Raw genomic sequence first — 26,551 nt, forward strand, 5'->3', positions numbered from 1 at the left:
CCCCACCCCCGCACGAGAGTCAGGCATGCCCGTCGAGCCGCCCCCCACCGCCCCACGACTCACACCCGCCCGTCGGCCCACCCGTCCTCAGGCCGCCCCTCCTCAGGCCGCCCGCACGCCCCCGCACGCCTTCTGGCGACGGCTGCTGCCCCTCCTGGCCGCCGTCTCCCTCGCCATCAGGCTCCCGTCCTTCCTGCACCCCTTCTGGAGCCCCGACGAGGGCTATCTCGCCGTGCAGGCCCGGATACTGGCGGAGGGAGGTGAGCTGTACGAGACGGTCGTCGACCGCAAGCCGCCCCTGCTGCCCTGGCTGTACGAGGCGGCGTTCGCGTTCTTCGGCGACGGATCCGCCCAGGCGATCAAACTCCTCGCGATCGCCGCCCAGTTCAGCACCGCCGCCCTGCTCGCGGCGTTCGCCCGGCGCCGCTGGGGCGACCGGTCCGGTGTCACCGCCGGGGTGCTCTTCCTGCTGATCTCCGTCGGGTTCATCCCGCAGGACACCCAGTCCGTCACCTTCGAGGTCGTCATGCTGCCCTTCACGGCGGCGGCCGTCCTCTGCGCCGACCGGGGCCGCTGGGGCGCCGCCGGAGTGGCGGTCGCCGGGGCGTTCCTCACCAAGCAGACCGGCGGCGTGGTCCTCGTCCCGGTGCTGTGGCTCCTCTGGCGCACATCGTCCGGACACGGCCCCGCGAGGCAGCAGGCCCTGCTCCGAACAGGCCTGCTCCGTACGGCAGTCGGCTTCACCGCCCCGGTCGCCGCCGCCGCGCTGCTGACCGACCCGGCGGGCTTCGTCTTCTGGACGGTCACCGGATCGGGGGCGTACGTCTTCTCCCTCACCGGCTCCGAACTCCACGTGCTCATCCGGGCGTTGGTGAACAGCTTGATTCTCTGCCTGTGCTGCGCCGGCATCCTCCCGCCGGTCCGCAGAGCCCTCCAGGTAGCCCGCCCGGCGGCCGGGAGACCCCTCACCGACCTCTGGGTCTGGTTCGCCGCGTCCGCCGGAGCCGTCGCCGTCGGCTTTCACTTCTTCGGCCACTACTTCCTGCAACTCCTGCCGCCCATCGCCCTGTTGGCGACCGCAACTCTGCGCTCGCTGCGCCACGAACGGCTCAGACACGTCCTGTCCGTACCGGCCGGGGCCTGCGCGCTCTGCGTGATCTGGGCCTTCTTCGCCCCCCACGCGGAACTCACCCACGCCGAACGCGTCGCCGCCGCCGTACGCGAGCACAGCGCCCCGACCGACCGGGTCCTCGTGTGGGGAATGCACCCGCAGACGTACCGGCTCGCCGACCGTGCCCCCGCCAGCCGCTATCTGACCGCCGGGTTCCTCACCAACTTCAGCGGCGGCCGGGACGGGCCCCAGGTCGGCGAGGAGTACGCCGTACCGGGCGCCTGGCGGGTCTTCGCCACCGAGATGCGGACACGGCCGCCCGCGCTCATCGTCGACGACTCACGGGGCAAGCCCTACGCCCCCGAACACCTGCCGACACTGCGGCGGTTGCTGGCCGGGCAGTACGAGCCACTGCCCGGCACCGTCGAGGGCACGGTCTTCTACGTCCGCTCGTCCGGGAGTTGACGCACCGTACGGGGCCCGACGCAGCGCGCCCCGTACGCCTCGACCCGCCGCCGCAGCTCCCGGTCGGCGGTGACGACCACACAGGGGCGCTCTCCCGCGCCCGCCGCCAGCCCGGCGATCAGGTCGTCGCCGCTGCCGGGCGCCGACTCCACCCGTACACCCGCCACGGACTCCACACCCCGCGCCTGCCCCTCCACGACCAGCACCATTTCCACCGGCCCCGGAACCCCGGCATCGGGCAGCCCGTGCCGAGCGAAGGACACCAGCCGGTCCCGCAGCCGCTCGGCCGCTCCGCGCCGGTCGTGCCACCATCCGTCGGGCACCGAACCGACCACGTTCGCCCCGTCGACAATCAATAGAATCCGCACTTCAGGAGCGTGCCACAACCGGCCAGGGCGGTACGGCCCCCGTTCGACCGAGAGTGCTATCGTCAGGGAAATTTCATGCGCTGGGAAGGTGGCAGTGGGTCATGGCACTGCGGTCCGCACGGACGTCGAAGCGATCCGGACGCACCCCCGGCGAAGCCCCCGACATCGGCGGCAGCCCGGCTGAATCCATTCCTGTTCCCACGGCGGACGGCACACTGCCCGCGACCGCCGGCTGGCTGCTGCGGGGCAAGGACGGCAGGCTCACCGCGTACGCGCCCACCGAGGACGGCGTGCTGCGCTGGACGGAGGACCGGCTCGGCGGACCGCACTGGACCGGTCCCGAACTGCTCCCGGCGCCCGGCCTGTTGCCGTATCTGTCCATCGCCAGCGGCGCCCAGGGCTACGTCCATCTGGTCGGCCTGCGCCGCAGACCCACCGCCGACGGCCAGATCCGGACGGACGTGATGTACGCCGTCCAGTTCCAGACGGGCCGCCCGCTGCGGGACTGGCAGGCGCTCGGTACGCCGTACCCGAAGGACCTCGCCAGAGGCGGCCTGCTCGGCCTGCCCTCGGCGGTGATCGACCCCAACGGCTCCCTGCACCTGTTCGCCCGCAACGCGGGCCGCGGCCTCTCGGCCCGGATCCAGAAGCCCAGCGGAGCCTGGCTCACCTGGGCGGACCTCAAGGGGTCCCGGATGACCGGTGAGGCGGCGGCCGTCGTCGGCGAGGACGGTCTGATCGAGGTCCTGGCCCCGACCGACGACGCGGTGATGCGCTGGCGGCAGCCGAAGGTGGCGGCGAAGGCCGAGCGCGACCTCAAGAGCTTCGCGGCACGCGTCACCCCCGGCACCCTCACCTCGGAGCGCACCGGCGGCGACCGGCTCACCCACTTCTGGCGCGACACCGACGACCGCACGGTGCACGCCTGGCGCCTCGACGGCGGCCAGACCGCCCCCCTGGGCGGCCCCGGCACCGGCCCGATCGCCCTGCTCCGCACCCCGGTCGACGGCCACGACTGCACGATCCTGGCCCAACGCGGCCTCGACGGCCGCCCGTTGCTCGCCGCGTACCCGACGGAGGACGAGGCGGCGGGCGTCACCTGGACCCCGACCGGCGCCCCCTGCGTAGGCGCCCCCGCCCTGGCTCTGGACGGCCGCGGCCGGGTGGTCATGGCGGCGATCGCCCAGGACGGCGGCCTCCGCGTGGCACGCCAGAAGGCGGAGCCGGGGCTGGCACTGGAGGCGTGGTCGCGGGTTGCCCCTGGCGGTTGAGGGGGCTGGCCGGGTTGGTAGGACCCGGACCCGGTCCCGGTGGCGGCTGGGTCCGTCCGCCGGACTGGCTGGGTGGGTTGCGGTGGTTGCCGGATGCCGCTCCGGGGTCATGGCCGGACGGCATGATTTACGGCGCGTGCAACGTTCGTTGGTCTCGGGGGAGCCGGGCTTCTCACGCGCCACACATCAGCCTGAGTGTCCGACCACGACCCCTGCGCGTCCCCCTTCCTCCGCGCGGACCGGAGCGACGACGGGGTGCTGGTACGGATCCCCCACCGGCCTGAGGGGGGCGGGGCCGCAGGAGGGGTGTGTCCGGACACTCAGGCTGATTTGTGGCGCGTGAACAAAAAGGGTCAGCGGATCCAACGAGCCGTGCACGCGCCGTAAATCATGCCGTCCGGACATACCCCTCCGAAGGCCCCGCACCTCGCCCCCGGGCCAACGAAACAGCAACCCAGACAGCACCCCGAAGGCCCCGCACCCCGCCCCCGGCCAACCAACCCGCACCCCGGAACCCGAAGGCGGGGCCGGGCGGAAGTTCCGCCCGGCCCCGCCTTCGGAAACCCGTTACGCCGGCACGCTCGCCACACCCGGCTCCAGGAACCTCTTGCCGTTCACCCGCTCCGAGACGCCCTCACGGTCCAGGTACGGCGTGATGCCACCCAGGTGGAACGGCCAGCCCGCGCCGGTCAGCAGGCAGAGGTCGATGTCCTGGGCCTCGGCGACGACACCCTCGTCCAGCATCAGGCCGATCTCCTGCGCCACCGCGTCGAGCACGCGCGCCCGTGTCTGCTCCTCGGTCAGCACCGTGTCGCCCTGCTTGAGCAGCGCCACGACCTCCGGGTCCAGCTCGGGCTGCCCGGAGTCGTACACGTAGAAGCCCCGCTTGCCCGCCTTCACGACGGCCGCCAGGTTCCGCGAGACCGTGAAGCGGTCCGGGAAGGCCCGGTTGAGGGTTTCGGAGACATGCAGACCGATGGCGGGACCGACCAGCTCCAGCAGGACCAGTGGCGACATGGGCAGACCCAGCGGCTCGACGGCCTTCTCGGCGACGGCGACCGGGGTGCCCTCGTCGATGACGTTCTGGATCTCGCCCATGAAGCGGGTGAGGATGCGGTTGACGACGAACGCCGGGGCGTCCTTCACCAGTACCGCGCTCTTCTTGAGCTTCTTCGCGACACCGAAGGCCGTCGCCAGCGACGCGTCGTCCGTCTTCTCGCCGCGCACGATCTCCAACAGCGGCAGGATCGCCACCGGGTTGAAGAAGTGGAAGCCGACGACCCGCTCCGGGTTCTTCAGCTTCGACGCCATCTCCGACACCGACAGCGACGAGGTGTTCGTGGCGAGGATCGCGTGCGCCGGGGCGACCGCCTCGACCTCCGCGAACACCTTCTGCTTGACGCCCATCTCCTCGAAGACGGCCTCGATGACGAAGTCGGCGTCGGCGAAACCGTCGGCCTTGTCCAGGACCCCGCTGACCAGGCCCTTGTAGCGGTTGGCCTTGTCCTGATTGATCCTGCCCTTGCCGAGCAGCTTGTCGATCTCGGCGTGGACATAGCCCACACCCTTGTCGATCCGCTCCTGGTCGATGTCCGTCAGCACGACGGGCACTTCGAGCCTGCGCAGGAACAGCAGCGCCAACTGCGAGGCCATCAGACCGGCTCCGACGACGCCGACCTTGGTGACGGGACGCGCGAGCGCCTTGTCGGGCGCGCCCGCCGGGCGCTTGGCGCGCCGCTGCACGAGATCGAACGCGTAGATCCCCGACCGCAGTTCACCACCCATGATCAGGTCGGCGAGCGCGGCGTCCTCGGCGTCGTAACCCGCCTGGAGGGCACCGTCCTTGACCGCCGCGATGATGTCCAGCGCGCGGTACGCGGCCGGGGCGGCGCCGTGCACCTTGGAGTCCGCGACGAACCTGCCGCGCTCCACAGCCTGGTCCCACGCCGCGCCCCGGTCGATCTCCGGACGCTCGACGGTGAGGTCGCCGCTCAGCACCGACGCGGTCCACAGCAGCGACTGCTCCAGGAAGTCAGCGCCCTCGAACAGGGCGTCGGCGATGCCCAGTTCATAGACCTGAGCGCCCTTGAGCTGCTTGTTCTGGTTGAGCGAGTTCTCGATGATCACCGTGACCGCGCGGTCGGCGCCGATCAGGTTCGGCAGCAGCGTGCAGCCGCCCCAGCCGGGGACCAGACCGAGGAAGACCTCGGGCAGCGAGAAGGCCGGCAGCGCGGCGGAGACGGTGCGGTACGAGCAGTGCAGCCCGATCTCGACGCCACCGCCCATCGCGGCACCGTTGTAGTACGCGAACGTCGGCACCGCGAGCGCGGCCAGCCGCTTGAAGACGTCGTGGCCGCCCTTGCCGATGGCCAGCGCGTCCTCGTGCCGCTTCAGCAGCTCGACACCCTTGAGGTCGGCGCCGACGGCGAAGATGAACGGCTTGCCGGTGACTCCGACACCCACGATCCTGCCCTCGGCGGCCTCCGCCTCGACCTGGTCGATCGCCGCGTCGACATTGGCGAGCGACTGCGGGCCGAACGTCGTCGGCTTCGTGTGGTCCAGGCCGTTGTCCAGCGTGATGAGCGCGAACGAGCCCACGCCGCCGGGGAGTTCGATGTGGCGCACATGCGCCTGCGTGACGACCTCGTCCGGGAACAGCTCGGCCGCGCCCTTCAGGAGTTCAGCGGTGCTCACTTGTTGCCTCCGTCGAAGTGCGGGTTCTCCCAGACGACCGTCGCGCCCATACCGAAGCCGACGCACATGGTGGTGATGCCGTAGCGGACCTGCGGCTGCTCCTCGAACTGCCGGGCCAGCTGCGTCATCAGCCGTACGCCGGACGACGCGAGCGGGTGGCCGTACGCGATGGCGCCGCCGTACTGGTTGACGCGCGGGTCGTCGTCGGCGATGCCGTAGTGGTCGAGGAAGGCGAGCACCTGGACGGCGAAGGCCTCGTTGATCTCGAACAGACCGATGTCGTCGATCGACAGACCGGCCTTGGCCAGCGCCTTCTCGGTCGAGGGGATCGGGCCGAAGCCCATGACCTCGGGCTCGACACCGATGTACGCGTAGCTCACGAGGCGCATCTTGACCGGTAGCCCGGCCTCACGCGCGAACTCCTCGGAGGCGATCAGCGACGCGGTGGCGCCGTCGTTCAGACCGGCGGAGTTACCGGCCGTGACCCGGCCGTGCGGACGGAACGGGGTCTTGAGCCCGGCCAGCGACTCCAGTGTGGTGCCGGGGCGCATGGGCTCGTCGGCGGTGGCCAGGCCCCAGCCCGTCTCGCCGCCCTCGGGGCTGGTACGGCGTACCGAGATCGGGACGAGGTCCTGCTGGATCTTGCCGTTCGCGTAGGCCTTGGCGGCCTTCTCCTGCGAGCGCACGGCGTACTCGTCGGCGCGCTCCTTGGTGATGTGCGGGAAGCGGTCGTGCAGGTTCTCCGCCGTCATGCCCATGAACAGGGCCGACTCGTCGACCAGCTTCTCCGAGACGAACCGCGGGTTCGGGTCGACGCCCTCGCCCATCGGGTGGCGGCCCATGTGCTCGACACCGCCGGCGACGACGACGTCGTACGCGCCGAAGGCGATGGAGCCGGCGGTGGTCGTCACGGCGGTCATCGCGCCGGCGCACATGCGGTCGATCGAGTAGCCGGGCACGGACTGCGGCAGGCCCGCCAGGATGCCGGCGGTACGGCCGATGGTCAGGCCCTGGTCACCGATCTGTGTGGTCGCGGCGATGGCGACCTCGTCGATCTTCGCGGGGTCGAGGTCCGGGTTGCGCCGCAGCAGCTCCCGGATGGCCTTCACGACGAGGTCGTCGGCCCGGGTCTCGTGGTAGATGCCCTTGGGGCCCGCCTTGCCGAACGGGGTGCGGACGCCGTCGACGAAGACGACGTCCCTGACGGTACGAGGCACGATGGCTCTCCTCCAGGGTGCGGGGGTGACTCTGCTGCGGGCACGCTCTGTCGGATCCTATGCTACTTGCGGGTAACCGTCTGGTGGTTGCGGGGTGCTGTCTGGGTTGCTGTTGTCGGCTGACGGGCGGGGGTCGGGGTCTTCGGAGGGGTATGTCCGGACGGCGTGATTTACGGCGCGTGCAGGGTTCGTTGGATCCGCTGAGGGCTTCTTGTTCACGCGCCACACATCAGCCTGAGTGTCCGGACACACCCCTCCTGCGGCCCCGCCCCCCTCAGGCCGGTGGGGGATCCGTACCAGCACCCCTCGTCGCTCCGGTCCGCGCGGAGGAAGGGGGACGCGCAGGGGTCGTGGTCGGACACTCAGGCTGATGTGTGGCGCGTGGGAAGCCCGGTTCCCCCGAGACCAACGAGCGTTGCACGCGCCGTAAATCATGCCGTCCGGGCATGACCCCGGAGCGGCACCCGGCAACCACCGCAACCCACCCAGCGCGCCGCAGGCGCGAACGCCCCGGCCCGATCAGCCCGTCGCCGCCGTCGCCGTCAGCGCCCTCGTCAGCAGCGGCGCCACCTGTTCCACCTGCCACCGCCGCGCCCCGTGCGCGGCCAGCGCCGACGACACCGCCTCCACGCTCCGCTCCGCCGGCGGCTCCCAGCACACCCGCCGCACCGTGTCCGGCGTGATCAGGTTCTCCTGCGGCATGTTCAGCCGCTCCGCGAGCCCCGTCACCGACGCGCGGGCCGCCGAGAGCCGGGCCGCCGCCTCCGGGTCCTTGTCCGCCCACGAGCGCGGCGGCGGCGGACCGTTCAGCGGCTGGCCGGGCTGCGGCAGCTCCGTGTCGGGCAGCGCCCTGGCCCGGTCGATCGCCGTCTGCCACTGTTCGAGCGTGCGCCGCCCCATCCGGTGCCCGAAGCCCGGCAGCGCGGTGAGGGCGTGCACGTTCAGCGGCAGCGCCAGCGCCGCCTCGATGATCGCGCCGTCGCTGAGGACCTTGCCGGGTGAGACGTCGCGCCGCTGCGCGGCCTGGTCGCGGGTGTTCCACAGCTCCCGTACGACGGCCATCTGCCGACGCCGCCGGACCTTGTGCATGCCGGACGTACGGCGCCACGGGTCCTTGCGCGGGGGCGGCGGCGGGGCGGCGGCGATCGCGTCGAACTCCTGCCAGGCCCAGTCCAGCTTGTTCTGCCGGTCCAGCTCCTTCTCCAGCGCGTTGCGCAGATCGACCAGCAGCTCGACGTCCAGCGCGGCGTACCGCAGCCACGGCTCGGGGAGTGGCCTGGTCGACCAGTCGACGGCGGAGTGGCCCTTCTCCAGGGCGAACCCGAGCACGTTTTCGACCATCGCGCCGAGGCCGACGCGCGGGAAGCCCGCGAGCCGTCCCGCCAGCTCGGTGTCGAACAGCCGCGTGGGGCGCATGCCTATTTCCCTGAGGCACGGCAGGTCCTGCGTGGCGGCGTGCAGAATCCACTCCGTGTCGGCGAGGACGTCGCCGAGGGCGGAGAGGTCGGGGCAGCCGACGGGATCGATGAGCGCGGTGCCCGCGCCTTCGCGGCGCAGCTGTACGAGGTAGGCGCTCTGCCCGTACCGGTAGCCGGACGCCCGTTCGGCGTCGACGGCCACGGGGCCGGAGCCCGCGGCGAAGGAAGCGATCACCTCGGCGAGCGCTTCTGCGGTGGCGACCACCGGTGGAATTCCTTCGCGAGGCTCCAGCAGGGGGATCGGCGCCGTTTCGACGTCGTCCGGGGGAGCGCCCCCGGTGGTTCGCAGTGGTGGGTCTTCTGCGGTCTCTTGGGCGTCGGTCACGTGTCAAGGGTATCTGTGAACGGACGCCGCCCGCCGACGGAACGTTCCGTCGGCGGGCGAGGCGGCCGGTGGGGAGGGGGGAAACCGGTCAGTGAATGATCCCGGTACGCAGCGCCACGGCGACCATTCCGGCCCGGTCGCCCGTGCCGAGCTTGCGCGCGATGCGGGCGAGGTGGCTCTTGACGGTCAGCGCCGACAGGCCCATGGAGACGCCGATCGCCTTGTTCGACTGGCCTTCGGCGACCAGCCTGAGCACCTCGACCTCACGGCCGGACAGCTCGCGGTAGCCACCCGGATGGCTCGGGGAACCCGGGGGACGGCGGTGCATGCGGGGTCCCGCGCCGATGGGTGCGGCGCCGGGGCGGCCGGGGTGGCCGATGTTCGTACGGGTACCGGTCACGACGTAGCCCTTGACGCCGCCCGCGAGGGCGTTGCGCACCGCACCGATGTCGTCGGCGGCGGAGAGGGCGAGGCCGTTGGGCCAGCCTGCTGCCCGGGTCTCGGACAGCAGGGTCAGCCCGGAACCGTCGGGCAGGTGGACGTCGGCAACGCAGATGTCGCGTGGGTTGCCGACGCGGGGACGCGCCTCCGCGATGGACGAAGCCTCGATGACGTCACGAACTCCGAGCGCCCACAGATGGCGGGTGACGGTGGAGCGGACGCGAGGGTCGGCCACGACGACCATGGCCGTCGGCTTGTTCGGGCGGTAGGCGACCAGGCTTGCGGGCTGCTCAAGGAGAACGGACACCAGGCCTCCTGGGAAGGTGCGGGACGGGCCGGCTCGGGGATGAAGCCGGGGGGCGAACCGTGCTTGAAGGGTCATTGACCTCTTCGGCAGCAACCCTCCCCGCCTTTAGAGAATGATCACGAATTGATGAGTAACAATTCGGGCAATTCGGATACGCGATCGATCATCCTACGAGTGGGCCCTCCCGGAAGCAGCTGTGGCCGGTCCGTCCTACCGAGCCTGCGGACCCCGGCGCTGGGGAAGCGAGACCACACCCGCTCCCGGCTCCGTCGGGCCCGTCGGTGCCGCCGGCGGCAGACCCGCGAGCTGGCACAGCAGATCACACCAGGCCGCCAAGTGCGTTGCAGTGTCCGGGACTCCGCCCATGCCCTCCCGCGGCGTCCAGGACGCCCGGATCTCGATCTGTGTCGCCGGGTGGCGCTCCGCGAGCCCGCCGAAGTAGTGCGACCCCGCGCGCGTGACCGTGCCGCTCGGCTCCCCGTACGACAGCCCGCGCGCCTCCAGCGCCCCGGTCAGCCACGACCAGCAGACCTCAGGCAGCAGCGGGTCCACCGCCATCTCCGGCTCCAGCTCCGCCCGCACCAGTGTCACCAGCCGGAACGTGCCCTGCCAGGCGTCGTGCCCGTCCGGGTCGTGGAGCAGGACGAGTCTCCCGTCGGCCAGGTCGTCGTCCCCCTGGACCACCGCCGCCTCCAGTGCGTACGCGTGCGGTGCGAGCCGCTGAGGCGGCTTCGTGGGGTCGATCTCCATCTCGGGGCGCAGCCGCGCCGTCCGCAGTGCTTCGACGGCCAGCCGGAACGCGGACGGGACGGAGTCCCCCTCCGTACCCCCCGTACCGCCGACGCCGTTGGAATGATCAGAAAACTGTCCCTGAGCCGCAGCCATGCGGGGAAGAGTAGGCGGAACGAGCGTCCCGTGCGGTGAAGGACACCCGGCCCCGGCCCGGCAGCTTCTGTGTACATGCGAAGATTCGGGGCGTGAGCGCCAACGACCGCCCCTCGGGCCAGCCGACGAAGACCGCAGCGACAGCGGCGACACTCGCCACCCGCGACTCCGCCTTCATGAAGGCGTGCAGGCGGGAGCCGGTGCCGCACACCCCGGTGTGGTTCATGCGACAGGCGGGGCGGTCGCTGCCCGAGTACCGCAAGCTGCGCGAGGGCACGGCGATGCTGGAGTCGTGCATGCGGCCGGACATGGTCACCGAGATCACACTTCAGCCGGTACGCAGGCACGGGGTCGACGCCGCGATCTACTTCAGCGACATCGTCGTCCCGCTCAAGGCCATCGGCGTCGACCTCGACATCAAGCCGGGCGTCGGCCCCGTCGTCGCGCACCCCATCCGCTCACGCGCCGACCTCGCGCAGCTGCGGGACCTGACACCGGACGACGTCCACTACGTCACCGAGGCGATGGGCATGCTCACCGCCGAGCTGGGGTCCACCCCGCTCATCGGCTTCGCCGGCGCCCCGTTCACCCTCGCCAGCTACCTCGTGGAAGGCGGGCCCTCCCGTAACCACGAGAACACCAAGGCCATGATGTACGGCGATCCGGAGCTGTGGGCCGAACTGCTCGACCGGCTCGCGGAGATCACCGGCGCGTTCCTCAAGGTGCAGATCGAGGCGGGCGCAAGTGCCGTGCAGCTCTTCGACTCCTGGGTGGGCGCCCTCGCGCCCGCCGACTACCGGCGCTCCGCGATGCCCGCCTCCGCCAAGGTCTTCGACATGATCGCCGGATACGGCGTGCCGCGTATCCACTTCGGTGTGGGTACGGGCGAACTGCTCGGCCTCATGGGCGAGGCGGGCGCGGACGTCGTCGGCGTCGACTGGCGCGTACCGCTGGACGAGGCGGCCCGCCGCGTCGGCCCCGGCAAGGCGCTCCAGGGCAATCTCGACCCGGCGGTCCTCTTCGCCCCCACGCGGGCCGTGGAGGCGAAGACCGACGAAGTCCTCGACGCCGCCAAGGGGTTGGAGGGGCACATCTTCAATCTGGGGCACGGTGTGCTGCCGAACATGGACCCGGACTCGCTGACGCGCCTGGTGGAGTACGTCCACACCCGGACCGCGAGGTAGGGCTACCACCCCGCCTTGCGGACCGCCACCGTCGTCTTGCGGGCCGCCACCAGGACCGGGTCCCAGACCGGGGAGAACGGCGGCGCGTAACCCAGGTCCAGCGCCGTCATCTGCTCCACCGTCATCCGCGCCGTGAGGGCCACCGCCGCGATGTCCACCCGCTTCGCGGCGCCCTCGCCGCCCACGATCTGCACGCCGAGCAGCCGGCCCGTACGGCGCTCCGCGAGCATCTTCACCGTCATCAGCCGCGCGCCCGGCAGATACCCGGCGGTGCCGGTGGACTCGATGGTCGCCGAGACGTACTGGAGCCCGGCCGCGCGGGCGTCCTTCTCGCGGAGCCCCGTCCGGGCGATCTCCCGGTCGCACACCTTGCTGACGGCCGTGCCGACGACGCCGGGGAAGGTGCCGTAGTCGCCGCCCACGTTGGCGCCGATGATCTGGCCGTGCTTGTTGGCGTGCGTGCCCAGCGCGATATGGCGGGTGGTGCCCGTGATGAGGTCGAGCACCTCGACGCAGTCGCCGCCCGCCCAGATGTCGTCGTGGCCGCGTACCCGCATCGACACATCGGTGAGCAGCCCGCCGTGCGGGCCGAGCGGCAGACCGGCGGCCTCCGCGAGCGCCGTCTCCGGGCGGACACCGATGCCGAGGACGACGACGTCCGCCGGATACTCGGCGTCGTCGGTGGCGACCGCCCTGGCCCGGCCGTCGTCGCCGGTGAGGATCCTGGTGACGGCGGCGCCGCCGACCGTGGTGATGCCGAGGCCGTCCATCGCCTCGTGGACCAGCCGGCCCATGTCGGGGTCCAGCGTGGCCATCGGCTGCTCGTCGCGGTGCAGGACGGTGACCTCGTACCCGCGCTTGAGCAGCGCCTCCGCCATCTCGACGCCGATGTAGCCCGCGCCCACGACGACCGCGCGCCCGCCGTTGCCGCCGCCCCCGTCGCCGCGTGTGCGGGTCAGCGTCTCGATCAGCGCCTGGCCGTCACCGAGGGTCTGCACCCCGTGCACACCGGGGGCGTCGATCCCCGGCAGCGGGGGGCGGATCGGGCGCGCGCCCGTGGCGATCACCAGCTTGTCGTAGTCCGTCCACGACTCGGCTCCGGTGTGCCGCTCCCGCGCCAGGACCCGCCGCCCCTCGGTGTCGATCCGGACGACCTCGGTCCGCATCCGCAGGTCGATCGCGCGCTCGCGGTGCTCCTCGGGCGTACGGGCGATGAGATCGTCCAGCCGCTCGACGTCGCCGCCGACCCAGTACGGAATGCCGCACGCCGAGTACGAAGCGAAGTCGCCGCGCTCGAAGGCGACGATCTCCAGCTCCTCGGGCCCCTTGAACCTGCGGGCCTGCGACGCGGCGGACATTCCCGCCGCGTCGCCGCCGATGACCACCAAGCGCTCCGCCGCCATTGCGCGTCCCTTCGCGTGTGTGCCGGGCACCGCGCACCCGGCACACAAGACGCTACGCGGACGCGTGGGTTCAGTCCTCCTTGGCCGTGTCCGGGGACGGGGCCGGGTCCGGGTCCGGCGCGGCCTCGGCGGGCGCCACCGCCACCGGTACCGGCGCCGGCGCGCGCCGGGACCGCAGCCGGACGCCGAACAGCAGCCACAGCCCGAACAGCACCGCCAGCGCCGCGACGAACGGCAGGATCGCCGCCAGCACCACCACGATCCACCGCAGCACCGACACCAGCGCGTCCCATCCGCCGCCGAGCGCGTCCAGGAAGCCCGGTTCGTCGTCGCCGCCGTCCTTCTTCTCCTTCGTCCGCTCGCTCAGGTCGAGCGTGATGGTCGCCATCGTCGTGCGGTCGGCGAGCGATGCCTGCCTGGCCAGCAGGGATTCCAACTCGGCCTGGCGTGTGTTCAGTTGGGACTCAAGGGCCACCACATCCGTGATGTCCTCGGCCTGGTCCATCAACTTCCGTACGCGGTTCACGCTCGCGCGCTGCGTCGCGATCCGGCTGTTCACGTCGACCACCTGCTCGGTGACGTCCTTCGCGTTCGCCGTACGCGACAACAGCTTCCCGGCGCCCGCGAGTTCGCCGAGGACGGAGTCGTACTCGGCCTCCGGGACCCGCAGTACGACATTCGAGGTCACGTGCGTGTCGTCGATGCGCTCCGTCGTCTCGTCCTCGATGACGCCGCCCGCGCCCAGCGCGACCGTACGGGCCCTGGCGAGGGCCTTCGTCACACTCTTGACCTCGACCGAGAGCGTGGCGGTGCGGATCACATGGGCCTTCGCCGAAGTCCCGTCGTCGGCCTCGCTGTTGCCCTTGCCGCTGTCGGCCTGCCGCTGTCCGTCGGCCTTGTCGGCCGCCGCCCCAGCCCCCTGTTGGCCCGTCGCGGGTTCGGCCGCGCTCTCGGCCTTCAAGTCCGCGCTGTCCGAACTGCCCGCGCTGCACCCGGCCAGGGCGAGTGAAGCGGTGAGAAGTGCTGCCGCGAATGCGGGAAGTGCACGCATGTCGGTTCCCCCCAAGGATGCCGTGCGCGAATGTCGCCCGTTCGACGGACCGGGGCGGGAGAGGGTTGCGCTTTTCCTGTCGCGAAGCGGTCACGGTCGGGACTCGGTACGGGCCCGGGCATGCCCGAGGCTCGCCCGAAGCGTTCCCGACGTGGTCTGAGAGAGTGGAGACCATGGTGAGCAGTCCGAATCCCACGCCTCCCACCGGTCCCGCGCCCCATGTCGTCGTCATCGGGGGCGGCATCGCCGGGCTCGCCGCCGCCGACCGGCTGCTGTCAGCCGGGGCCCGCGTGACCCTCCTGGAAGCGACCGACCGTCTGGGCGGCAAACTCCGGACCGGTGAGATCGAGGGCACCCGCGTCGACCTCGGCGCCGAGTCCATGCTCGCGCGCCGCCCCGAGGCCGTCGACCTCGCCCGCTCCGTGGGGCTCGCAGAGCGCCTTCAGTCGCCCGCCACGACCTCAGCGTCCCTCTGGTCGCGCGGGGAGCTGCGCGCCATGCCCAAGGGCCATGTGATGGGCGTGCCGGGCGACGCCTCTACCCTCGCCGGTCTGCTCTCCGAGGAAGGCGTCGCCAGGATCGGCCGCGAACGGGACCTCGGCCCGGCGCCGGTCGGCGACGACGTCTCCATCGGCAGTTACGTCGCGGAGCGGCTGGGGCACGAGGTCGTGGACCGGCTGGTGGAGCCGCTGCTCGGCGGCGTCTACGCGGGCGACGCCTACCGCATCTCCCTGCGAGCCGCCGTCCCGCAGCTCTACGAGGCGCTGCGCACGCACGACTCGCTGCTCGACGCCGTCCGCGCCATCCAGGCCAAGGCCGCCGAAACCCCCCGTACCGACGCCGTGTTCACCGGCATCGACGGCGGTATCGGCACGCTGCCGGGTGCCGTCGCCGACGCCGTACGGGCGCGCGGAGGCGACATCCGTACGGAGGCACCCGTCCTCGCCCTCACCCGCAGCGCCGGCGGCTGGGCGGTCAGGACCGACGAGGAGACGGTCGCCGCCGACGGGGTGGTCATGGCGAACCCCGCCTGGTCCGCGTCCGCCCTCCTCGCGCACGAGTCGCCCGCCGCGTCCGCCGAACTCGCAGGGATCGAGTACGCCTCCATGGCGCTGGTGACGATGGCCTTCCGCCGCGCCGCCCTCACGGACCTGCCCGGCTTGCCCGACGGCAGCGGCTTCCTCGTCCCGCCCGTCGACGGCCGCACCATCAAGGCCGCCACCTTCTCCACCCGTAAGTGGAGCTGGGTCGCCGATTCGGCGCCTGACCTCTTCGTCCTGCGTACGTCCATCGGCCGGTACGGCGAGGAGGACCAGCTCCAGCGCGAGGACACCGAACTCGTCACGGCGTCCCTGCGCGACCTCGGCGCCGCGACCGGGCTCGCCACGTGGCCCGTGGCCGCCGAGGTGACCCGGTGGATCGGAGGCCTGCCCCAGTACCCGGTCGGCCACCCCGCCCGGGTCGCCCGCATCCGCGAGGCCGTCGCGAAACTCCCCGGACTCCGTGTCTGCGGCGCCCCCTACGACGGCGTCGGCATCCCGGCCTGTATCGCGAGTGCCCGGCGCGCCGCCGACGAGATCATGGCAACGCCGACCCTGGCGCGGGGCACGGACCGGGGCGCGGGAGAATAGCCGTATGACTTCCGCACCAGACAAGACCCCCAACGCGGGCAAGAAGGCCAAGGATCTCAACGACGTCATCCGCTACACGCTGTGGTCCGTCTTCAAGCTGCGCGATCTGCTGCCGGAGGACCGGGCCGGTTACGCCGACGAGGTCCAGGAGCTGTTCGACCAGCTCGCCGCCAAGGACATCACCGTGCGCGGCACGTACGACGTCTCCGGGCTGCGCGCCGACGCCGACCTGATGATCTGGTGGCACGCCGGGACCGCGGACGAGCTCCAAGGGGCGTACAACCTCTTCCGCCGCACGCGGCTCGGCCGGGCGCTCGAACCCGTCTGGTCGAACATGGCGCTGCACCGCCCCGCCGAGTTCAACAAGTCCCATGTGCCGGCCTTCCTGGCCGACGAGACGCCGCGTGAGTGGGTGAGCGTCTACCCCTTCGTGCGCTCGTACGACTGGTATCTGCTGCCCGACGACGAGCGGCGTACGATGCTCGCCGACCACGGAAAGATGGCCCGCGGATACCCGGACGTGCGCGCCAACACCGTGTCGTCCTTCTCGCTCGGCGACTACGAGTGGATTCTCGCCTTCGAGGCCGACGAACTGGACCGGATCGTCGACCTGATGCGTCATCTGCGTGGTTCGAAGGCCCGGTTGTACGTACGGGAAGAGGTGCCGTTCTACACCGGCCGCCGCAAGTCGGTCGCGGACCTGGTCGCCGGACTCGCCTGACCACCCCTGATCCACAGGCGCGGACCGTGATCCGCGTAGCGTGGTCGCACAACAGCATGACGGCCGGGTCGCCCTCGGGCAGCCCGGCCGTCCCACCCGGAAGATCAGACGACCGGCGGCAGCCCGCGGCCGGATCTCTCGTCCAGCGACACCGGGTCCGGCTCCGGGTCGCACCGGTCGCCGACCAGCGCAGACGCGGTGAACAACGGGGGAATTCGGCATTCTTCCCCGTACTTGCCCGCGTTTCGCCGATCGCGACCGGTGGGCCCGGAGTTGTGCTTCCGGAGGAGCGTTATCACCGGAAACCCCATCTCCTGGGCCATTGCTGTGTGAACGCGACGGCTTGCCACGTTCCATTGAAACGGAGCGGTGAATTCCCGGCCCTCATCTCTGAGAGCACATACGCCAGTTCATTGACGGACCCTCTTCCTCATGGAAATGTTAAAGCAAGTCCACGGGGGGACGAGGTTGGTAGTTCTGATGCGCTCCCCCCCTGCCCTGACCAAGCAGGAGGAGAATCATGTGGAAGATTTTTGTTGTGGAGAGACCGGAAGAAGATATTTCGGTACCTAATCTGCTGGACTGTCGTTGTTGAGCCGGATTCCTGGCGCGGCGCAGGCCATTCGTATGGTCCCGAGCGACGAGGCGGAATCTCCCAGCGGCCATGATTTTACGGAAGGCAGGATTCTCTGCTTCCGGATTCTTGGTCCACTTCGCGTTCGAGGCGGCGTGACGATCGCCTCACCCGTCAGGCGCGCGATTCTTACCGCCTTCCTGCTGAGAGCGGGACAGTCCATAGGCGTCACCGAGTTCGCCGAGCTGTTGTGGGACGACCCCCCGGCCTCGGCCACAGCGAATATCCGCAGCCACCTCACGGGTCTCCGGCGCGATCTCGACAAGGCCGAACCGGAACTCAGCCGCAGGCTGAAGACCCACCGGGGCGGCCAGAGCGGGTACGGGCTGCAAGTCGATTCCGACGAGTTCGACCTGCCGGAGTTCACCCGTGCCGCGCGGCGTGGCCGGAACGGGCTCCTGCGCGGTGAACTCGAGTCGGCCATCACCTCACTTGAGGAGGCCATCACCCTCTGGCGCGGCCCGTTCGGACAGGACCTGCCGCCGACCCGGTGGTTCAACGCCCATGTGGCCGGGCTCAACAACGCGCGGTTCGACGCGTACCAGGACCTGTTCACGTCCCGCATACTCGCCGGCCGCACCGAGATGCTCGGCTATCGGATCGAGCGTGCCGTCGCCGAGGTTCCCTACCGGCAGCGCCTGTGGGAGCTGCTCGCCGCGGTGCACTGCATCAACGGGGACGCCGCCGGTGCCCTGGGCGTGATCGAGCGCTGCCAGCGGCTGTTCGCCGACGACTTGGGCCTCGACCTGCCGCCCGGGGTCGAGGCCATGCGGGCCGCGGCTCTGAACTGGGACCGTGAGCAGGCGCAGCGTCTGGTGGCGGTGCACGCGCAGATCACCGGCGACGGGGGTTGCCAGTGCCGGACCGAGACGTACGGCTTGCCCTTCTCGTAACGGGGGAGCACCTAGGGGAGTGGTGAGGGTGCCGACCGGCCGGTCAGCACCCTCACGCCACGTCCCGCCGGCGCAGGAGCACGGTCCCCGCGAGGCCGGCGAGCAGGCCGTACGCGATCAGCACCACCCCGCCCGTCCACTGCGCGGGCGCGCCCGCGAAGAGTTCGCCCGGAGTGGTCATGACCTGGGAGGCCACGCCGGGAAGCAGCACCTGGGCCTGGAGCACCCAGTCCTCTTCGAGGACGAGGTCGTGGACGACCTGGAAGCCGAAGGCGACGACGACCGAGGTGAGGAAGTACAGCGCGGTCGCCGTGACGGTTGCCGCGGTCTGGCTGCGGATGAGCACGCCGAGGCCGAAGCCGAACACGCCCCAGACGATGTACGCGGCCAGATTCAGCAGCATCGCGAAGACCACATCGGGGTCACCGAGTCGCAGACCGACGCCTTGTGAGGTCAGGAAGACAGCCCCGACCGCGAGGCCGGCCACGGTGGCGATCAGCCACAGTGCGACGGAGGCGGTGACCACGGCGACGAGCTTGGCCGCGACGACGCGGCCACGGCGCGGGGCGGCCAGGAACGTGGCGGTCAGGGTGCGGTGTTGGTATTCGTTGGTCACCAGCAGGATGGCCAGCACCCCCGCCAGCAGCAGGCCGAGCGTCTGGCCGGAGGTGTACACCGTGCCGGCGATACGGCCGACGTCGCTCTGTGTCTCCCAGAGCCGGCTCATGGACTCCAACTGCTCCGCCGACATCTCCTCGCGAGGGGTCAGGATCGCCCCTTCCAGATAGTCGTCGAAGGGCTTCAGGAAAGCGCTGGCCTGCCAGCTGTTCCACACCGCCGTCAACAGCGCCACCCCGGCCATCGCCGTGCCGGCGATCCACCAGGTCCGCAGGGTCCGCAGTTTCAGCAGTTCGCTGTGTACCAGGCCGATCACCGGATCGCCGCCTTTCCGTCCGTCAGGTGCAGAAACGCCTGTTCCAAGTCCGGCCGTTCCTCGGCCAGTTCGGACATCTCGCCGCCGTGGGACGCCGCGAGCGAGGCCACCGCGGACGGGTCGAGCCCGGCGACCAGCAGCACCCCGTCGCCGTCGGACGGACCGCCTGTGACGGTCGCTCCCGCCGACGTCAGCGCGGCCTCCAGCTCGACGGGCCGAGATACCCGGACCCGCACGCGGGACTCGTGGCGCAGCCCGTCGACGATCCGGCCGGTCGGTCCCTGTGCCACCAGCTTCCCCTGACTGATGATCACGAGATCGTCGGCGATCTGCTCTACTTCGGCGATGAGGTGGCTGGACACGAGCACGGTGCGCCCCTCGGCGGCGAAGTTCCGGAGCAGTTCGCGCATCCACGCGATTCCCTCGGGGTCAAGCCCGTTGGCGGGTTCGTCGAGGATGAGCACGCCGGGATCGCCGAGCATCGCCTGGGCGAGGTTGAGGCGTTGCCTCATACCGAGCGAGTACTCCTCGTACCGCCGTCTGCCGGCCCGTGTCAGTCCCACCAGCTCCAGAGCCTCGTCGGCGCGGCACACCGGCAGGCCGGCGGCCGTGCACTGGATACGGAGATGGTCGCGGCCGGTACGGCCACGGTGCGCGCCGCATTCGTCGAGCATCGCGCCGACGGTTTTCAGCGGGTCGGGCAGGTCCCGGTAGCGGACTCCGCCGATCGTCGCGGTGCCGGACGTGGGCGCCGCCAGGTCGAGCAGCATGCGCAGGGTGGTCGTCTTGCCCGCACCGTTGGGCCCGAGGAAGCCCGTCACGCGTCTCGGGTGGACGGAGAACGACAGACTGTCGACGGCCACCGTGCCGCCGTAGCGCTTCGTCAGTCCGGCCATCTCGATGGTTCGCGCCTCAGCGGGTCGTGACCGGCTGTTCGGCCCCGTCGTCGTCATGGGCTCAGCTCCCTCGTCCTTCGCCCGACGCGTATGTCCTCGTACAGATGCGGCCTGCGCAGACGCCGGGTGCGCAGCAGCCTGCGCCAGTCCGCGCGGGTGTCGTGCATCAATTGCCAGTGGAAGTAGTTGATGTACTCGGCCAGCGCCAGCCCGTACAGCACCAGGCCCGGTATCCAGGTGCCTGCCGGCCGGCCCATGACGGCCGCCGCGATCACGACGAGACCGGCGGTCAGGCCCACCGCGCACACCGGCTCCAGCCGGCGGAACACCCCGATCATCGGCGGCCGTCGCGAGCCCGCCCGCAGCTGACGCCGCTTCACCACCCAGTACCCGGCGCCGATGAACAGGTGCCCCGCGACCAGCGCGTACCCGACCGTGTTCGCCGCGCTCATGGGGGCGTCGAGGGCCATGAACACGGCCCAGCCGATCCAGATGATGTTCACCAGTTCCAGGGTGGCCAACGTACGCAGCCGCACCATGAGCACCGGCCGGGGGCTCGTCATGTCTGTCACGTCCCCAGGATGGTGTACGTGTGCGGCCACGTGGCGGCCGTTCGCCGATCGGTCAGTCATTCACGAGCTGCTGGTCGACGAGGGTGGCGTACACGCCGCCCTGGACGACCAGGTCCTCGTGCCGCCCGTCCTCGACGACGCGGCCCCGGTCGATGACGAGGATGCGGTCGGCGTCGCGAACGGTGCTCAGCCGGTGCGCGATGACGATCCGCGTGCAGTCCAGCTCCGACAGGTTCGCGTGCACGACCGCCTCGGTGGTCGCGTCCAGGTGGCTGGTCGCCTCGTCCAGAAGCAGCACGCGCGGACGATGCACCACGGCGCGGGCCAGCGCGATCCGCTGCCGCTGTCCGCCGGACAGGCCGCTGCCGCCTTCGCCGAGGATCGTCTCGTAGCCCATCGGCATGTGCGTGATGTCGTCGTGCACGGCCGCGAGCCGGGCAGCCGCGACGACATCGTCCAGGGTCGCCTCGGGCATGACCAGCGCGATGTTGGTCAGCACCGAGCCACTGAAGATGTCGGCGTCCTGGGTGACGACGCCGCACTGGCGGCGCAGGTGGCCCAGGTCGATGTCGATCAGCGGCGTCGTGCCGTAGGTGATCTCACCGTCGGTGGGGTCGTAGAGGCCGAGAATGAGACGTGCCAGTGTGGACTTCCCCGAGCCACTGCTGCCGACGATGGCGATCTTCTCGCCCGGATTGAGGGTGAGGGAGACACCCGACAGTGCCTCGGGCCCGTCCCCGGAGTAGCGGAAGCTGACATCCCGCAGTGTGATCGGCTCGTCCAGGGCGACCTTCCGGTCCCCCTGCCCGACCGTCTCGGACGGCTCGTTGAGGACGTCGCGCAGCCGGTCGAGGTGGACCCGTATGGTCTGGAACGTCTTGATGCTCCGACCGAGCTGAGCCACCGGCGACAGCGCCGCTCCGGCGAGCGCGATCAGGGCGAGCATCTCGCCGAGCGAGAGGTTGGCGCTGAAGACGAGATGAGCACCCAGAACGAGCATCAGCAGCGGGGAAGCCGTGCCCAGCATGCCGAGGACGCTGTCGATCGCGTTGTCGAGCCTGCTCCTTCGGACCGACGCGTCCAACTGCTCGGTGAACTTCTGTGACCAGCGGTGGACCACGACATGTTCCGCGCCGGACGATTTCACTGTCTCGGCTCCGGTCACCGCTTCCAGCAGGGTGCTCTGCGCCTCGCCGAGTGCCTGGAGTTCACGTTCCGTCAGGCGCTGCGCGGCCCTTGCCGAGGCGATCATGACGGCGAGCTGGATCAGCGCGACGGCCAGGATCGCGGCGACGAACAGCAGTGACTTGAAGCCGATCACCACGAGATAGATGCCCAGCAGGGCCACATCGAGGAAGACCGCGAGGAGCTGGCTGGACACCGCGTCGCGTACGAAGGCCATGCTCGACACGCGTACGAGGAGATCCCCGCCGGTGCGCAGCTGGAAGAACTTGTAGGGCAGCGACATCAGATGCCGGAGGAACGACCCCATCATCGACCAGTCCATGCGGGTCTGGAGCCACAGCAGCAGCTCGGCCCGCGCCAGCGTCATCATCGCGTGGCTGACCGTGTACGCGACGAGCCCGGCCGCCAGGATCAGGAGGGTGTTCTCCTGACGGCCGGGCAGTACGTGGTCGACGACATAGGCGGTCAGGAACGCCGGGAGCAGGCCGAAGACGGTCAGCGCGGCCGAGGCCATGACGATCGCCGAGATCACGCTCATGGAGCGCGGCAGGAACGGCTTGACGAACGACCACAGTCCGGTCTCGACGCCCGCGCGCCGTTCCAGCTCACCGGTCGGCTCCAGCTCCAGCACCACCCCGGTGAACGAGGTGTCGAGCTCCGCGTACGTGATGCGTCGCCGCCCCGAGGCGGGGTCCACGATGTCGACGCCACGCCGGGTGAACCGTTCGATCACCACGAAGTGGTTCATGCCCCAGTGCGCGATCAACGGCAGCGTCAGCCCCATCAGGGCATCCGGTTCGGCGCGGAAGGCCCGTACCTTCATGCCCAGTTCCCGCGCGTGCCGAGCGATGGACGCCGCGCTCGCCCCGTCTCGGGCCAGGACCATCCGGTCCCGCAGCTCGGCGACGGCGGTGTGCCGGCCGTGGAAGCCGAGGACCATCGCCAGAGCGGCGACGCCGCATTCGACCGAGGTGGACTGCAACCGCACGGGAACCTTGCGCCTCAAGATCGTCACTGGTCATCATCCCCGTTCAGGATGTCGAGGAGCAGCGGCCTGGTGCCCTGGTCGAGGATCACCTGCGTGCCGTCCTTCGTGTCTTCGAGCCCGGATCCTGAAGGGAGTTCGACGAGCAGCATCGTGACCTGGAGTCCTCCCTCGCCGCGCTGCGAGTCCTTGACCTGTCCGGTCACGGTCCGGTCCCCGTCGAGGCGCAGGACGACTTCGCTGCCGCTCGCCGGCGGGGTGAAGTTCGGAAACGCCAGGACGGTGTCGCTCCCGTTGGTCCCGGCCACGGTGCCGGTCGGGCCGACCGGCACCGAGAGGAGAAGCCCGGCCAGGACGGTGACGGCGATGAGCAGTACGCCCGTCAGCGCCCACCGCCAGCGCGGCGCCATCCGTTCGGGATCGAATCCGGTACGCGCCGAGCCGCGCGGATTGGCCCGGTAGGCGGCCACCATGCTGGGCCGGTAGACGTCTTCGGCGATCGCTCCGTCCGGCGCGGCGGACGCGGTGGTCTCACTGTTCGACACGCGCGCCCCTTCCCGAGGGGGCGGCCAGTGTCATCAGATCCGGTACGTGCGCGGGGTCGGCCATGCGCGCCAGGCCCCACGCGATCCCGGCGATCCCGGTCATCAGACCGGGGGTCTCCACCCCGTTGGGAACTCCGCACAGCCACCCGTTCTCACGGCCCTCGTGCAGCAGGGTGTTCCACACCCGCGGCAGCAGTTCGGCCACCTCCGGCTCCGTGTCGGGGTCGCAACTCGCCTCGATGAGGAGGAGGTTGCCGACATCGCCGTGGCACAGACTGTGGTTGCCGAGACCGGACACCGGGTCGAGGTCGAGTCCGGTGGAGATGGCGGCCAGCACCGCCTTGTGCCGGTCGGTCTCGATCAGACCGGCCAGGTCGGGTACGGTCCGCAGCCGCTGGAACTCGGCGCGGGTCAGCGCGATGCCGGGCGCTCCGTGGCACCAGGCGTTCATGACCGTGCGACCGCCGAGGTTGACCGGCCGCAGATCGCGCCAGGTACGCAGCTCCGGGTCGTAGACGGTCTGTTCGTAGCGCAGCGCCTGTCCGGCGGCCCGCGCGTACGACGGGTGGGGGAGTACCTCGTTGAGGCGGGCGAAGGCGTACGCGATGCCCGACGCTCCGTGGGAGAAACCGGCCAGCGGCGCTTCGGGGTTGATCGGGGTGATCCAGCCCCAGCCGTCACCGGTCTCCTGCCGGGTGGCCAGCAGCCGGTCGGCGCAGCGCACCGCCAGTTCCAGGGCGCCGCTTCCGGGGGCGGCGGATTCCAGCGCCAGCAGCGACAGAATCGCCCCGGCCGATCCTGACACCACGTCCAGGAGAGGATCGTCGTCGACGAGTCCGGCGATGGCGGGCAGCAGCGAGGCGGCAGCCGTCGCGTACTCGGGGCGGTCGTGCCGTACGGAGGCGTGCGCCAGGGCGTATATCGCGCCGCCGAAGGGGCCGAACGCACCTATACCGAACTCGGCGGCGCCGGGCTTCTTCTCCAGTCCGGCCAGGGTCTCGGCTATCAGGACCGAGCGCTTGGCGACCTGGTCGAAGGCCGCCTGCGACAACTCGTCGATCTCGGCGTCGCCGGTGACGGCCGCGACCGCGTCCAGCCCGTGCGCGATTCCGGCCGTACCGGTGTAGAGGCCGATCGGGGCGGGGGCGTACTGCCAGTACGTCTCGTCCACCAGGTCCAGGCCGATCCAGCCCAGCCCGTGCTCGTCACGTACGCACAGATGCGACAGCCGCCTCGCGACCCGCAGGGCTTCCTCGGCGAAGTCCCCGGGATCGGCGCCTCCGTTCAGCCGGTCACGGCGCCAGTTGGGCCAGCGCGCGCCGCTCTCTCCCATGACGGTGGCCGCGACGCAGGAGCGGATGACACGTACCTGGAAGGCGAGATCGTCGTCCCCGAGTATGTCCAGACGCTCGCGCACGGCCGCCAGCGGTGAGGGGCGGGTGCCGATCCGGACGCCGTCGAGGCCGCCGCGCAGGGTGCCGGTGTCGGCGTCGACGGTGAACATGGGGATGTCCCCGAGGGACAGTTCGGCCACCTCGTCGAGGATCATCGCGTCGCGTGCGTCGGGCATCTCGACATGTCCGCCGGCCAGCCGCGCCAGCGACCGGGCGTGATCAAGACCGCCGCGCAGGAAGTCCGGGTGGGTGCTCTCCAGCAGCAGACGGCCGTAGATGTGGGTCGGCCGGGCGATGAGCCTGGTGCGGACCGTGCCGAAGGCGGCGATCGGCCCTGTCGGGGCGAGGAGTTGGGCGCGACCCGTTTCCAGCAGCCGGTAGACGTGGGTGAAGCCGTCGACGAACTCCTCGACGCGGCTGACCAGGTCGATCGGTTCCCCGTCGGCGGTCATCGGGTGGTTGCGTTCGGCGTCCATCTCCATGCGCCGTTTGACGAGCCGCATCTGGTCGGTGCCGCTGTCCTCCCAGGTGGGCACCGGCATCGGGGTCAACTGGCCACCGTGCCCGGCCAGTCCGCTGACATCGAGGCCGAAGGTTCCGTCCTCACCGCGCACGAGCAGATGGTTGGGCAGGATGCCGACCGACTGCACGGAGTTGGCCAGTGTGACCGCCGCGATGTCGGTCTCTCCGTCGATCTTCACGATCGCGGCGGTCTTGTCGCTGTGCAGCAGCGCTTCGAGGTCGACCAGGACCGGGTGTTCCCCGGAGGCGAGGACGTTCTCGAAGTGGAAGTCGGTGGCGTGCAGCAGGAACAGCAGCGCCGTCAGACCCCCCAGCCGCCAGGCGTAGCGGTCGCCGCCCGCCGCATCGGTGGTCGCCGAGGTGTCGACCAGCTCCACCCAGCCGTGCTCGCCCCGGTCCAGAATCTTCACGCGGGCGAGTTCGTGGGGCGGTCGCTGCCGGTTGACCCAGTCCAGAAGTCCGTCGAAGGCGATGTCCATGGCCAGCGAACGGGGTTTGAACACCAGCGTGCCGGTGTCGAAGGTGACCATCGCGACAGACCGGCCGCGGCGGTGCTTGTCACCGGCGCCGAACTCGATGCGTTCCAGGTGGCGCGGGTCGAGGTCGGCGAGCAGTCCCTCGCGCAGCTCGGGCAGATCGTCCACGAGCGCCGCGATCAACTCCACGCGGGTGTCGATCCAGAAGCGGAGCTGGTTGACCAGAAGCCGCGCGAGGACAGGGTATTCGTCCCAGATGGCACGAGCGTTGTCCTCGCTCCGCAGCAGGTCCACGTAGGACCTGAAGCGCTCTTCAGGGGTGTCGCCGCTCAGCCGGTCCTCGACACGGGCGATGTTGAGTTCGAGGACCAGCGTCCGCTGCACATGTCCGAGGAGTTCGGCCGCCGGAGCGGTCGCGCGCACCACGTCGAGTATGTGCCCCGGATCGGCCATGACCGGGTCGGCCGAGGCCGCTATCCGCTCTTCCAGGAGCGCGTCGAGTTCGTGTACGGCGCCTTCGACGAGCGGCCGGATCACTTCGAGGAGGCCCATGTCCGGGTCGAGCCGGCGGGTGGCGTCGGTGGCGGCCGTGCCGGCCGCCCACCAGCGCCGGAAGGTCTTGTGCCAGTCGGGTTCGACGGTCAGGCGGGAGGCGAGGGATTCGTCGCTCTCGCCGAGCAGCGCGGTCAGTTCGTCGGCGGTGACTCCCAGCGGGGCCAGCCGCGTGTCCAGTGTGGAGCGCTCACCTTTGAGGGGCGCGAGTTCCCTCCATGCGGCCAGGCCTTTCTCGCCGCGTACGGCATCGGTACGCGACGGCTGTCCGCCCAGTCTCTCGCTCAACGTGGCGGCTCGGTGCCAGGGGAGGCCTGCCGTTGCCAGCCGGCTGGTGGGGTGATCGGTTGCGTCGACAGACACGGTGCTCTCTCCTCCTGAGACATGAACGTGACCGGCAGGGGTCCGAAA

Annotated in this window: 20 protein-coding genes; 6 read left to right on the plus strand and 14 right to left on the minus strand. The window is 70.7% G+C overall.

Annotation, left to right across the window (positions count from 1 at the left end):
• The first annotated feature begins 25 nt into the window (after positions 1-25).
• Positions 26-1,576 (plus strand): glycosyltransferase family 39 protein, encoded by a 1,551-nt coding sequence (locus ACIBLA_RS30420; RefSeq protein ID WP_399200485.1) that lies wholly within the window; start codon positions 26-28, stop codon positions 1,574-1,576.
• Here ACIBLA_RS30420 and ACIBLA_RS30425 read toward each other — a convergent pair.
• Positions 1,552-1,944, minus strand: coding sequence for an NTP pyrophosphohydrolase (locus tag ACIBLA_RS30425; protein WP_363245373.1), 393 nt, complete (start codon positions 1,942-1,944; stop codon positions 1,552-1,554). The genes ACIBLA_RS30420 and ACIBLA_RS30425 overlap by 25 nt on opposite strands.
• 101 nt (positions 1,945-2,045) lie before the next feature.
• Here ACIBLA_RS30425 and ACIBLA_RS30430 point away from each other — a divergent pair, with 101 nt between their 5' ends.
• Positions 2,046-3,215: a hypothetical protein gene (locus ACIBLA_RS30430; RefSeq protein WP_363245374.1), complete on the plus strand. Its 1,170-nt coding sequence runs from the start codon at positions 2,046-2,048 to the stop codon at positions 3,213-3,215.
• Between the two features lie 567 nt (positions 3,216-3,782).
• Here ACIBLA_RS30430 and ACIBLA_RS30435 read toward each other — a convergent pair.
• The 5 genes from ACIBLA_RS30435 to ACIBLA_RS30455 form a co-directional block, all read right to left on the minus strand.
• On the minus strand, positions 3,783-5,909 hold the full coding sequence (locus ACIBLA_RS30435; RefSeq protein WP_363246906.1) for a 3-hydroxyacyl-CoA dehydrogenase NAD-binding domain-containing protein: 2,127 nt from the start codon (positions 5,907-5,909) through the stop codon (positions 3,783-3,785).
• Complete coding sequence (locus tag ACIBLA_RS30440; RefSeq protein ID WP_363246905.1) at positions 5,906-7,126, minus strand: acetyl-CoA C-acyltransferase; 1,221 nt, start codon at positions 7,124-7,126, stop codon at positions 5,906-5,908. Before ACIBLA_RS30440 ends, ACIBLA_RS30435 begins: the two co-directional genes overlap by 4 nt.
• A gap of 519 nt (positions 7,127-7,645) precedes the next feature.
• The gene (locus ACIBLA_RS30445) at positions 7,646-8,929 is read right to left on the minus strand and encodes an HRDC domain-containing protein (RefSeq protein WP_399200486.1); all 1,284 of its coding nucleotides are present in this window, start codon (positions 8,927-8,929) and stop codon (positions 7,646-7,648) included.
• Between the two features lie 88 nt (positions 8,930-9,017).
• Positions 9,018-9,677, minus strand: a complete 660-nt coding sequence (locus ACIBLA_RS30450; protein WP_023537917.1) for a response regulator transcription factor — start codon at positions 9,675-9,677, stop codon at positions 9,018-9,020.
• A 210-nt stretch (positions 9,678-9,887) separates the two neighbouring features.
• Positions 9,888-10,562, minus strand: coding sequence for a DUF3000 domain-containing protein (locus ACIBLA_RS30455; protein ID WP_363239562.1), 675 nt, complete (start codon positions 10,560-10,562; stop codon positions 9,888-9,890).
• Between the two features lie 92 nt (positions 10,563-10,654).
• Between ACIBLA_RS30455 and hemE the strand changes: the two genes are divergently transcribed.
• Positions 10,655-11,746, plus strand: a complete 1,092-nt coding sequence (gene hemE, locus ACIBLA_RS30460) for a uroporphyrinogen decarboxylase (protein ID WP_399200487.1) — start codon at positions 10,655-10,657, stop codon at positions 11,744-11,746.
• 2 nt (positions 11,747-11,748) lie between these two features.
• Here hemE and ACIBLA_RS30465 read toward each other — a convergent pair whose 3' ends face one another.
• Complete coding sequence (locus tag ACIBLA_RS30465) at positions 11,749-13,149, minus strand: FAD-dependent oxidoreductase (RefSeq protein ID WP_363239564.1); 1,401 nt, start codon at positions 13,147-13,149, stop codon at positions 11,749-11,751.
• A gap of 70 nt (positions 13,150-13,219) precedes the next feature.
• Positions 13,220-14,200 carry a DUF4349 domain-containing protein gene (locus ACIBLA_RS30470; protein ID WP_399200488.1) on the minus strand — a complete coding sequence of 327 codons (981 nt, stop codon included), beginning with the start codon at positions 14,198-14,200 and terminating at the stop codon, positions 13,220-13,222.
• Between the two features lie 173 nt (positions 14,201-14,373).
• Here ACIBLA_RS30470 and hemG point away from each other — a divergent pair, with 173 nt between their 5' ends.
• The 3 genes from hemG to ACIBLA_RS30485 all read left to right on the plus strand — a co-directional run bounded on the left by hemG (position 14,374) and on the right by ACIBLA_RS30485 (position 18,079).
• Positions 14,374-15,831 carry a protoporphyrinogen oxidase gene (hemG, locus tag ACIBLA_RS30475; protein ID WP_399200489.1) on the plus strand — a complete coding sequence of 486 codons (1,458 nt, stop codon included), beginning with the start codon at positions 14,374-14,376 and terminating at the stop codon, positions 15,829-15,831.
• Positions 15,832-15,835: 4 nt separating this feature from the next.
• A complete protein-coding gene (gene hemQ / locus ACIBLA_RS30480) occupies positions 15,836-16,552 on the plus strand; it encodes a hydrogen peroxide-dependent heme synthase (RefSeq protein ID WP_363239567.1) in 717 nt (238 codons plus the stop codon).
• A gap of 729 nt (positions 16,553-17,281) precedes the next feature.
• Positions 17,282-18,079 carry a BTAD domain-containing putative transcriptional regulator gene (locus tag ACIBLA_RS30485; protein ID WP_399200490.1) on the plus strand — a complete coding sequence of 266 codons (798 nt, stop codon included), beginning with the start codon at positions 17,282-17,284 and terminating at the stop codon, positions 18,077-18,079.
• A gap of 52 nt (positions 18,080-18,131) precedes the next feature.
• On the opposite strand, the gene ACIBLA_RS30490 is transcribed toward ACIBLA_RS30485, so the two are convergent.
• From ACIBLA_RS30490 to ACIBLA_RS30515, 6 genes are all read right to left on the minus strand, one after another.
• Positions 18,132-19,013 (minus strand): ABC transporter permease subunit, encoded by an 882-nt coding sequence (locus ACIBLA_RS30490; protein ID WP_399200491.1) that lies wholly within the window; start codon positions 19,011-19,013, stop codon positions 18,132-18,134.
• Positions 19,010-19,966 (minus strand): ABC transporter ATP-binding protein, encoded by a 957-nt coding sequence (locus ACIBLA_RS30495; RefSeq protein ID WP_399200492.1) that lies wholly within the window; start codon positions 19,964-19,966, stop codon positions 19,010-19,012. Before ACIBLA_RS30495 ends, ACIBLA_RS30490 begins: the two co-directional genes overlap by 4 nt.
• Positions 19,963-20,472: a multidrug transporter gene (locus ACIBLA_RS30500; protein ID WP_399200516.1), complete on the minus strand. Its 510-nt coding sequence runs from the start codon at positions 20,470-20,472 to the stop codon at positions 19,963-19,965. Before ACIBLA_RS30500 ends, ACIBLA_RS30495 begins: the two co-directional genes overlap by 4 nt.
• Before the next feature lie 61 nt (positions 20,473-20,533).
• Positions 20,534-22,681, minus strand: a complete 2,148-nt coding sequence (locus ACIBLA_RS30505; protein WP_399200493.1) for a peptidase domain-containing ABC transporter — start codon at positions 22,679-22,681, stop codon at positions 20,534-20,536.
• A complete protein-coding gene (locus tag ACIBLA_RS30510) occupies positions 22,678-23,196 on the minus strand; it encodes a hypothetical protein (RefSeq protein WP_399200494.1) in 519 nt (172 codons plus the stop codon). Before ACIBLA_RS30510 ends, ACIBLA_RS30505 begins: the two co-directional genes overlap by 4 nt.
• The gene (locus ACIBLA_RS30515; protein ID WP_399200495.1) at positions 23,183-26,503 is read right to left on the minus strand and encodes a type 2 lanthipeptide synthetase LanM family protein; all 3,321 of its coding nucleotides are present in this window, start codon (positions 26,501-26,503) and stop codon (positions 23,183-23,185) included. The genes ACIBLA_RS30510 and ACIBLA_RS30515 overlap by 14 nt, the downstream gene beginning before the upstream one ends.
• Between the last annotated feature and the right edge of the window lie 48 nt (positions 26,504-26,551).

Source organism: Streptomyces sp. NPDC050433 (assembly GCF_044458565.1).
GTDB lineage: Bacteria > Actinomycetota > Actinomycetes > Streptomycetales > Streptomycetaceae > Streptomyces.